Source organism: Flavobacterium sp., from assembly GCF_044368625.1.
In the GTDB taxonomy this organism is placed as follows: Bacteria; Bacteroidota; Bacteroidia; order Flavobacteriales; family Flavobacteriaceae; genus Flavobacterium.
Map to the genome: position 1 here is coordinate 1 of NZ_JBIPPD010000154.1, position 8,050 is coordinate 8,050.

10 protein-coding genes are annotated in these 8,050 nt (G+C 35.0%); 6 read left to right on the plus strand and 4 right to left on the minus strand.

Annotated features, from left to right (window positions below; all coding sequences use genetic code 11):
* Nucleotides 1-204: 204 nt before the first annotated feature.
* A complete protein-coding gene (gene dnaJ, locus ACIQ2X_RS11365) occupies nucleotides 205-1,332 on the minus strand; it encodes a molecular chaperone DnaJ (RefSeq protein ID WP_396179040.1) in 1,128 nt (375 codons plus the stop codon).
* A 161-nt stretch (nucleotides 1,333-1,493) separates the two neighbouring features.
* Entirely contained in the window at nucleotides 1,494-2,072 is a 579-nt protein-coding gene (locus ACIQ2X_RS11370; RefSeq protein ID WP_396179041.1) for a nucleotide exchange factor GrpE, read from the minus strand.
* Nucleotides 2,073-2,212: 140 nt separating this feature from the next.
* Between ACIQ2X_RS11370 and ACIQ2X_RS11375 the strand changes: the two genes are divergently transcribed.
* Nucleotides 2,213-3,100 carry a YceI family protein gene (locus ACIQ2X_RS11375; RefSeq protein ID WP_396179042.1) on the plus strand — a complete coding sequence of 296 codons (888 nt, stop codon included), beginning with the start codon at nucleotides 2,213-2,215 and terminating at the stop codon, nucleotides 3,098-3,100.
* 52 nt (nucleotides 3,101-3,152) lie between these two features.
* Here ACIQ2X_RS11375 and ACIQ2X_RS11380 read toward each other — a convergent pair whose 3' ends face one another.
* Together ACIQ2X_RS11380 and ACIQ2X_RS11385 are read right to left on the minus strand one after the other, a co-directional pair.
* The gene (locus ACIQ2X_RS11380) at nucleotides 3,153-4,058 is read right to left on the minus strand and encodes a TIGR01777 family oxidoreductase (RefSeq protein WP_396179043.1); all 906 of its coding nucleotides are present in this window, start codon (nucleotides 4,056-4,058) and stop codon (nucleotides 3,153-3,155) included.
* Between the two features lie 54 nt (nucleotides 4,059-4,112).
* The gene (locus ACIQ2X_RS11385; RefSeq protein WP_396179044.1) at nucleotides 4,113-4,595 is read right to left on the minus strand and encodes a DUF4442 domain-containing protein; all 483 of its coding nucleotides are present in this window, start codon (nucleotides 4,593-4,595) and stop codon (nucleotides 4,113-4,115) included.
* 142 nt (nucleotides 4,596-4,737) lie between these two features.
* On the opposite strand from ACIQ2X_RS11385, the gene ACIQ2X_RS11390 reads away from it, so the two are divergent.
* The 5 genes from ACIQ2X_RS11390 to ACIQ2X_RS11410 form a co-directional block, all read left to right on the plus strand.
* Nucleotides 4,738-5,190, plus strand: a complete 453-nt coding sequence (locus tag ACIQ2X_RS11390; RefSeq protein ID WP_396179045.1) for a DUF4870 domain-containing protein — start codon at nucleotides 4,738-4,740, stop codon at nucleotides 5,188-5,190.
* Between the two features lie 55 nt (nucleotides 5,191-5,245).
* Nucleotides 5,246-5,455, plus strand: coding sequence for a hypothetical protein (locus ACIQ2X_RS11395; RefSeq protein WP_396179046.1), 210 nt, complete (start codon nucleotides 5,246-5,248; stop codon nucleotides 5,453-5,455).
* A 12-nt stretch (nucleotides 5,456-5,467) separates the two neighbouring features.
* Nucleotides 5,468-5,797, plus strand: coding sequence for a PadR family transcriptional regulator (locus tag ACIQ2X_RS11400; protein WP_022828107.1), 330 nt, complete (start codon nucleotides 5,468-5,470; stop codon nucleotides 5,795-5,797).
* Nucleotides 5,798-5,803: 6 nt separating this feature from the next.
* A complete protein-coding gene (locus ACIQ2X_RS11405; RefSeq protein ID WP_396179047.1) occupies nucleotides 5,804-7,534 on the plus strand; it encodes a PspC domain-containing protein in 1,731 nt (576 codons plus the stop codon).
* Between the two features lie 2 nt (nucleotides 7,535-7,536).
* Nucleotides 7,537-8,050, plus strand: a 514-nt coding sequence (locus tag ACIQ2X_RS11410) for a GIN domain-containing protein (protein WP_396179048.1), incomplete at its 3' end; no start/stop codon positions are given.

The following is an 8,050-nucleotide window of genomic DNA, read 5'->3' on the forward strand; positions in this document are numbered from 1 at the left end:
CGTATTGTTTGACCACTTTATTTACTTCAAGAATGTTGCTCATTTGCTTTATTGATTTACTGTAAATATAAATTATTAATCGACCTAAAATTGTGTTTTTTCAAAAAAAAACCCACCCTTATTTGCACAAGGATGGGAAAAATTGCTATGAAAAAGAATTCACTAGTAAACTAGTAAAGACCAAATGTAGGTAAAGTTTTTATATTATGAAAACATATCTTTCACTTTTTCGAAAAAAGATTTGTCGGACTTTTCAGGGTTTGGTGTAAAATTTTCATCGTTCAAGTTTTTTTCAAAAAACTGCTTTTGTTCTTTGTTCAACGTTTTGGGAGTCCATACGTTAACGTGGACAAGTAAATCGCCGTTTCCGTAACCATTGATGCTTGGAATTCCTTTTCCTTTTAAACGTAAAATTTTTCCAGATTGGATTCCTTCTTCCAGTTTTATACGTACTTTTCCATTCACAGCATTGATGTCTTTGGAAACACCTAAAACCGCTTCGGCAAAGCTAATGTATAAATCCAAATGCAAGTTTTCGCCTTCGCGTTTCAAACTTTCGTGTTCCACTTCTTCAATAACCACAATCAAATCTCCTGGAATACTGTTGTTTCCTGGGGCTTCGTTTCCTTTATTGGCTACTTTGAGTTGCATACCTTCGGCTACACCAGCGGGAATTTTAATAGAAACCGTTTCGTCTTCGACAATCAAACCTTGTGCGTCCGCGTTTGAGGGTTTTTGATCAATAATTTGACCCGAACCTCCACAAGTGGTGCAAGTTGTAGCCGATTGCATACGTCCCAAAATTGTATTGGTAACTCGCATTACTTGACCTTGACCGTTACAAGTCGAACAGGTTTTGTAGGAAACACCCGAAGCTTGAATCTTACGTTTTACTTTGACTTTTTTATCTACGCCATTAGCAATTTCTTCCAAAGTCAATTTGACTTTAATACGCAAATTGCTTCCTTTAACACGTCGTTGACCGCCACCGCCGCCAAATCCGGAGAATCCGCCACCGCCACCGAAAGCACTTCCGAAAATGTCGCCAAATTGGCTGAAAATGTCGTCCATATTCATACCGCCTTGTCCACCGCCAAAACCACCTGCGCCACTAAATGCTTGGTGCCCAAATTGATCATACTTCGCTTTCTTTTGAGGATCGCTCAATACTTCATAAGCTTCAGCAGCAGCTTTAAAATTTTCTTCGGCTTCTTGATTTCCTGGGTTTTTATCAGGATGATATTCGAGCGCTTTCTTTCGATAGGCTTTCTTTATTTCAGCTGCATCGGCATTTTTTGTGATGCCTAATATCTCATAAAAATCTTTATTCATAAAACTTGATTTTTTTAAATCGAACCATTATTTGCTATAATTTTACCGATTTAAAATCTTAAAAACTTACTAATTATTAACACTTAATAACTGAGTACCATTATTATATTATTTGCCCTATGTCGTACATCTTACTTGGTAAAAACCTGTACGTTATAGGATTACATTCCTGTTACCACTTTTGGATAACGAATAATTTTATCGCCCAACTTGTACCCTTTTTCGATGACATCCACAATTTTTCCTTTCAACTTTTCAGTTGGAGCAGGAATTTGCGTAATTACTTCCGCAAAATCAGCGTTAAAAACGTCGCCATTTTTAATTTCAACTTCTTCTAAACCTTTAGAAACCAATAGACTTTTAAGTTTTTCGTGGATTAATTCGACGCCTTTAGTCAAGGATTTGTCTTTGGCTTTTCTGATTTCAACTATACCTCTGTCAAAATCGTCTAAAACGGGCAATAAGGATTGTAAAACGTCCTGATTGGCAGTTTTGAATAATTCAATACGCTCTTTGGAAGTTCTTCTTTTATAATTTTCAAATTCGGCAAAAAGCCTTAAAAATTTGTCTTTTTCTGCTGCTAATTCTTGAGTCAATTTTTCTTCTACACTTATTTCTTCAACGTTTACTTGCTCTTCAGTTGTTGTATTTTCAATTGCACCATCCGTTAAATCAAACTCTTTTTCTGTGTTTTCAGTAGTCATTTTTGCTTTATTTTTGAATAAATTTTTTAAATCCATTTTTTCATTTTTATTTGTCAAAATCATTGCCAAATAATCCCCCGTGTCAAATTGTCACTTTATTGACAGAAACCATTTTTTTAAAAAAAATATTTTAAGAGAATTTTCAAGTTGGTTATTTAAGTTTGTTACTATAATATTTGAAACTATGGAATGCACATAACGGAAATTGCGGTGCATTTGAAAATGCTTCGCAGGTTGCAAGCTCGGGTCATAGAATACCAAATAAAATAGTATCCGATGCGGTAAACCCCGATAAAGATATATGCAACCCGAGTCCCGATAATCAGCGGGAGGAACATTCGAAACAATTACTCCCGATAGCTATCGGGAGACCGGTAAAAAACAATAAATATCTACATATGAAAAAAAGAATTTTTAGCGTGCTCTTTTTGGCTTCTTTAAGCACTTTTGTATCTTGTAAAAAAGAAACAACGACTACTACCACTGAAGCTACGGAAACAGTGGAAGCCTCTACCACTTCTGCGAGCTACAAAGTAGATTTAGAAAATTCGGTAATAAACTGGAAAGGGACTAAACCTACCGGAATGCATACAGGAACCATTAAATTGAAGGAAGGACAAGCAATGGTTAATGCTGATAAATTGGAAGGCGGAAAGTTTGTTTTCGATATGAATTCCATTACAGTAACTGATTTAAAATCAGGTGATGGAAAAGAAGATTTAGAAACACATTTAAAAGGAACTGGTGATCAAGCAGAACAAGACCACTTTTTTAATGTAGGAAAATATCCAACAGGAAGTTTTGAGGTGACGAAAGTTACAGAGGAAAACGGCAAGATGATGATTACAGGCAATTTGACTTTGAAAGAAATTTCAAAAAGCGTTACAATTCCCGCAATGATTACTAACGATGGTACTTCGATGACCATCAAAAGTGAACCGTTTATGATCAATAGAACAGAGTGGAAAGTGAATTATGCGTCAAAATCTGTTTTTGATGATTTAAAAGACAAATTTGTTGACGACAATATCGAATTAACCGTTGATGTTAAAGTATTAAAATAGTTATTAATTCATCTTTACTATTAATAGAAACTCCGATTTATTTCGGAGTTTTTTATTCTATTAAATCAACCAAAGCTTTATCTACTTGTTTAAATTTAAATACAAATCCGTGGTTTTGAATTTTTTTAGAACTTACATTTTGACTGGCAAATAGCAGTGTGTGCATTTCTCCAAGAACAATCGACATAAGAAGTTTTGGAATTGGAGGCATAAACAAGGGTTTATTTAAAACTGCTGCAATTTCTTGAGTCAACTTTTTATTCGTTATTGGATTTGGAGCAACAGCATTGTAAGTCCCGTCCAATTGGTTTTGCACGGCATATAAATAAAGTTCCACCAAGTCGTGAATGTGAATCCAAGACTGTACTTGTTTTCCGGTGCCAAAAGGCGACCCCAAGCCCAATTTTATCGGTTTCATCATTTCTGGTAGTGCACCTCCTTTGTTAGAAAGTACTAAGCCAGTACGAATTTTAGCTACTTTTATATTGAGTAATTTAAATTTATGGACTGATTCTTCCCATTTTAAAACTACTTTACCTAAAAAACTTTCATCTACTTCTTGTTCCTCTTCGGTATATACTTTTGACAAATTGTCGGGATAGATGCCAATTGCAGAAGCGGAAATAATTTGTTTAACGCTATGAGGATTTGCTTTTAAGGCTTTGAAAAGTACGTTTGACGATAAAATTCGACTTTCAATAATCTCTTGTTTATATTTGGGAGTCCATCGTTTGGAGATAGTAGCTCCTGCCAAATGAATAATCGACTCCACTCCCATCAGTGCATTTTCGTCGATGATTCCTTGGTTCGGATCCCAGAAAAAACCGTGATAATTGGGTTGGGATTCAATTTTTCTTTTGGAAGTAGTTAAGTAATGAATAGTAATGCCGTTTTGAAGTAAAAGAGCTACTAATTCTGAACCAATTAATCCAGTTGCTCCTGTAATTAAAATTTTCATTCCATTTGTTGTTTACATCAAAATTACAATCAAATTAGAGAACTTGAAAGACAATTATGCTATGTTTAACGGTCGTGGATATTTACTTTTTATTTTAAGCGTCCATTCAAAATGCATTTCGGAAACTTGAATTTGCTCTTGATTATATCCAATAGATTTTAACCAAACCGTTTGACCTTCTCCTGTATCAATCGCTTTACGAACGATTTCTTTTACCAAAATTCCATCGGTACAAATAAATGTTATTTTTCCTGTAGCTTTTTTTGAAAAACTACTTTTATTATTGGCAACAAGCATCGATATTTTATGACCACTTTTCTGTATCTCATTCATTACCAATGCACCTGTGGTTAGTTCCGCCGCCATTGCTTGAACTGCAAAATACATCGAATTGAAAGGATTTTGATTGATCCATCGGTGGGTTACTGTGGCTTTACATTCTGAATTATTGATTTCTTTTACACGAACACCACATAAAAATGCCGATGGCAATTTGAGGAATAAGAAACTATTGAGCTTACTGGTATTGAGAGCCATATTGAGATAATTTTTTGTAAAAATAAACTATATTCTTCACATATCACAATGTTAATCTTTTGTTAATATTCAGTACTATGCGAAACAAGATACTGTCTTTTGAACATATATTTGCATAAGAAAATACTATATACTTTAAATCATGGAAAAAATCACACATTCAAACACAGCAACGGCAATTCACTTGACTAGTTTGTTGCAATACTTTATTCCCTTTGGAAACTTTATATTTCCAATTATCATTTGGGCATCGTCCAAAGACCAATCGGAATATGTGGACGAACAGGGCAAACAAGTTATCAATTTTCAATTGAGTCTGTTTATTTACTCGTTGATTTTGGCGCTTATTGCTATACCGGTTGCATTGTTCACCCTTTTCAGTAGCAGCAGTTTTACATTGCATGAAGATGCTGATTTTGTTTTTGAGAATTTCAACTTTGCAGAAGTATCCGGCGGATTAATTTTTGTAGCTATTGCGATTGTGATTTTCTGTACAATGAAAGCCGCAGAATTCTTTTTGATAATTTATGCCGCTCTAAAGACCTCGCAAAAAACGCATTTCAGATACCCATTTACCATCAATTTTTTAAAATAATCAGAGAGCTCATCACTCTAAAAGGTTTCAATCATCAATCAAAAAAAGAACAATTATGTTACAAGTAATCATCACAGCAGCCTTATTCATCACAGGGCTATTTGCCACAGACGAGCATACAATGCAAACGTCTTTCTCCCAAACGGAGATTTGTTCACATGCAAATTGGAAACCACAAGAAACTTGTTTCCAAGACAAACCAGCGTTCCTTTTATGGGACGAAAACACGAATCTGAAAAATGAAAATGAAAGAGAAACGATTTAAAAAAAGACAATTATGAATATAGAAAACACAAAAGCCCAAATGCGGAAAGGTGTTTTAGAATTTTGCATCTTATCGGTTTTAAAAGAAAAAGATGCCTATACTTCTGAAATATTAGAAACACTGAAAAACGCAAAATTGTTAGTTGTGGAAGGTACGATTTATCCGCTCCTCACCCGACTCAAAAACGACGGATTACTCAACTACCGTTGGGAGGAATCAACTTCTGGACCACCTAGAAAATACTACGGATTAACAGAAATAGGACATACATTTTTAAACGAATTAAGCGGAACCTGGACGGAACTATCAGACGCTGTAACTATAATCACAACTCAAAACTAACAAGTCATGAACAAAACTGTAAATATTAATTTAGGTGGAATGTTTTTTCATATCGACGAAGAGGCCTACCAAAAATTGTCGCGCTACTTTGAAGCGATTAAACGCTCACTTACCAACTCTAACGGTCAAGACGAAATTATCAAAGATATCGAAATGCGAATTGCTGAACTATTTGCTGAAAAGCATTCGAACGGCAAACAAGTCATCAGTTTAAGAGAATTGGACGAAGTGATTGCCGTTATGGGTCAACCAGAAGATTACCGCTTGGATAACGACGAAAACGAAAGTGCAAAAGCAAATTATACCTACCAAACCAAAGGAACAAAAAAATTATACCGTGATAAAGACGGCGGAATGATAGGTGGTGTTTTAGCCGGATTGGGACATTACTTTGGTATTGATAAAGTGTGGATTCGTATTTTCTTTTTGATTCTACTATTTACTTTTGCTTTTGGAATTATTCCGTATATCATTTTATGGATTGTAATGCCGGAAGCGGTTACCACGTCAGAAAAACTTGAAATGACTGGAGAACCCGTAAATATTTCAAATATTGAAAAAAAAGTGCGAGAGGAGTTTGATAACGTTTCTGAAAAATTCAAAAACGCCAATTACGACGCAATGGGCAACCAAGTAAAAACGGGAGTCGATCGAATTGCCTCTAACGTGGGAAAAGTGTTTATGGTTATTTTTAAAGCTTTTGCAAAAGTTCTAGGAGTGATCTTGATTTTAACCGCTCTGCCTGTACTAGTTATGTTATTGATCGGAATTTTCACTTTAGGTAGTGCTGCTTTTGTAGAATTTCCGTGGAGCGACTTTATCCAAGCTGGAAATTTTTCTGATTTTCCCGTGTGGACTTTTGGACTACTGGTATTTTTTGCTATCGGGATTCCGTTTTTCTATCTAATGATTTTAGGCTTTAAACTATTGATTACCAATATGAAATCTTTAGGAAATATTGTAAACTATACCTTGTTTGCATTGTGGATTGTATCAATTGGATTACTGATTACTATTGGAATGAACCAAATGTTAGAATATTCGACACAAGGTCGAACCGTGGCTAAGCAAATGTTGACGATGAATCCTCAGGATACGTTACAGATTAAATTTGTGCACAATGATTACTTTTCTAAAAGTTTAAATGATCATACTGATTTTAAAATTTCCCAAGATTCTACCGATCAGCAAATCATTTATTCCAACAATGTATCATTGACCATTGTAAAAACGGATGAAAAAATGCCTTATTTGCAAATCGAAAAGCAGGCAAAAGGTAGAGATTTGGGTGTTGCCAAAAACAAAGCGGAGAAAATTCAGTACGGATATAAGTTTGAAGGAAACCAGCTTATATTAGACAACTACCTCCTTACAGATCTAAAAAATAAATTCAGAGATCAGGAAGTAGAACTAACACTTTATTTACCAGAAGGTGCTTTATTTAAAGTGGATAATTCGGTAGAAAATTTCGACCGAAGTGATGATGAATTTTTCAACTTGCATTACAGTTCAGATAATTATATTTACAAAGTGAATAATTCGCAAGTAAGGTGTTTAAATTGTCCGCTCTCTGAAAATGACTTTAATGATGTGGAAACAGGTTATGATGCCTCCTCCGATACCATTAGAGAAGTAATTTTGAAAGTAAACGGTAAAGAAATTATTACATCTGAAACAACGAGCAGCACTACCAAATTAACGGTGGACAAAAACGGCATAATCATTAAAACAAATTAAGTATGAAATCAAAAACGACTTTATGGAGCAAATCATTTCTTGTATTGACAATCCTATTTACAGTTGTATCGTGTCAAACATCCTTTGATTTTAGCGGAGAAAAAGGAAACGGAAACATCGTAACTCAAACGCGAACAATGACCGAAAGTTTTGAGAAAATAGAGGTGAATAGCGGTTTAGAAGTGATTGTTTCGCAGGAAGATGTTCGCTTGGTGGAAGTAGAAACAGACGAAAACATTCAACCGATGATTACAACTGTTGTCGAAAATGGCGTATTAATTATAAGTTCCAACGGCAATTATGAAACGGACGAAACTCCTGTTGTTCGCGTAAGTTTACCCATAATCAGTAGTTTAAAATCGTCTAGTGGCGCAACAATAGTAAGCGAAAATATATTGAAATCCAATTCATTAGCAGTAAAATCTTCGAGCGGAAGTCAAGCAGAACTAGACGTCGAAGCCGATTACATCAGCATTGAATCGTCTAGCGGAAGTAGTATCGAAGTCAAAGGCAAAG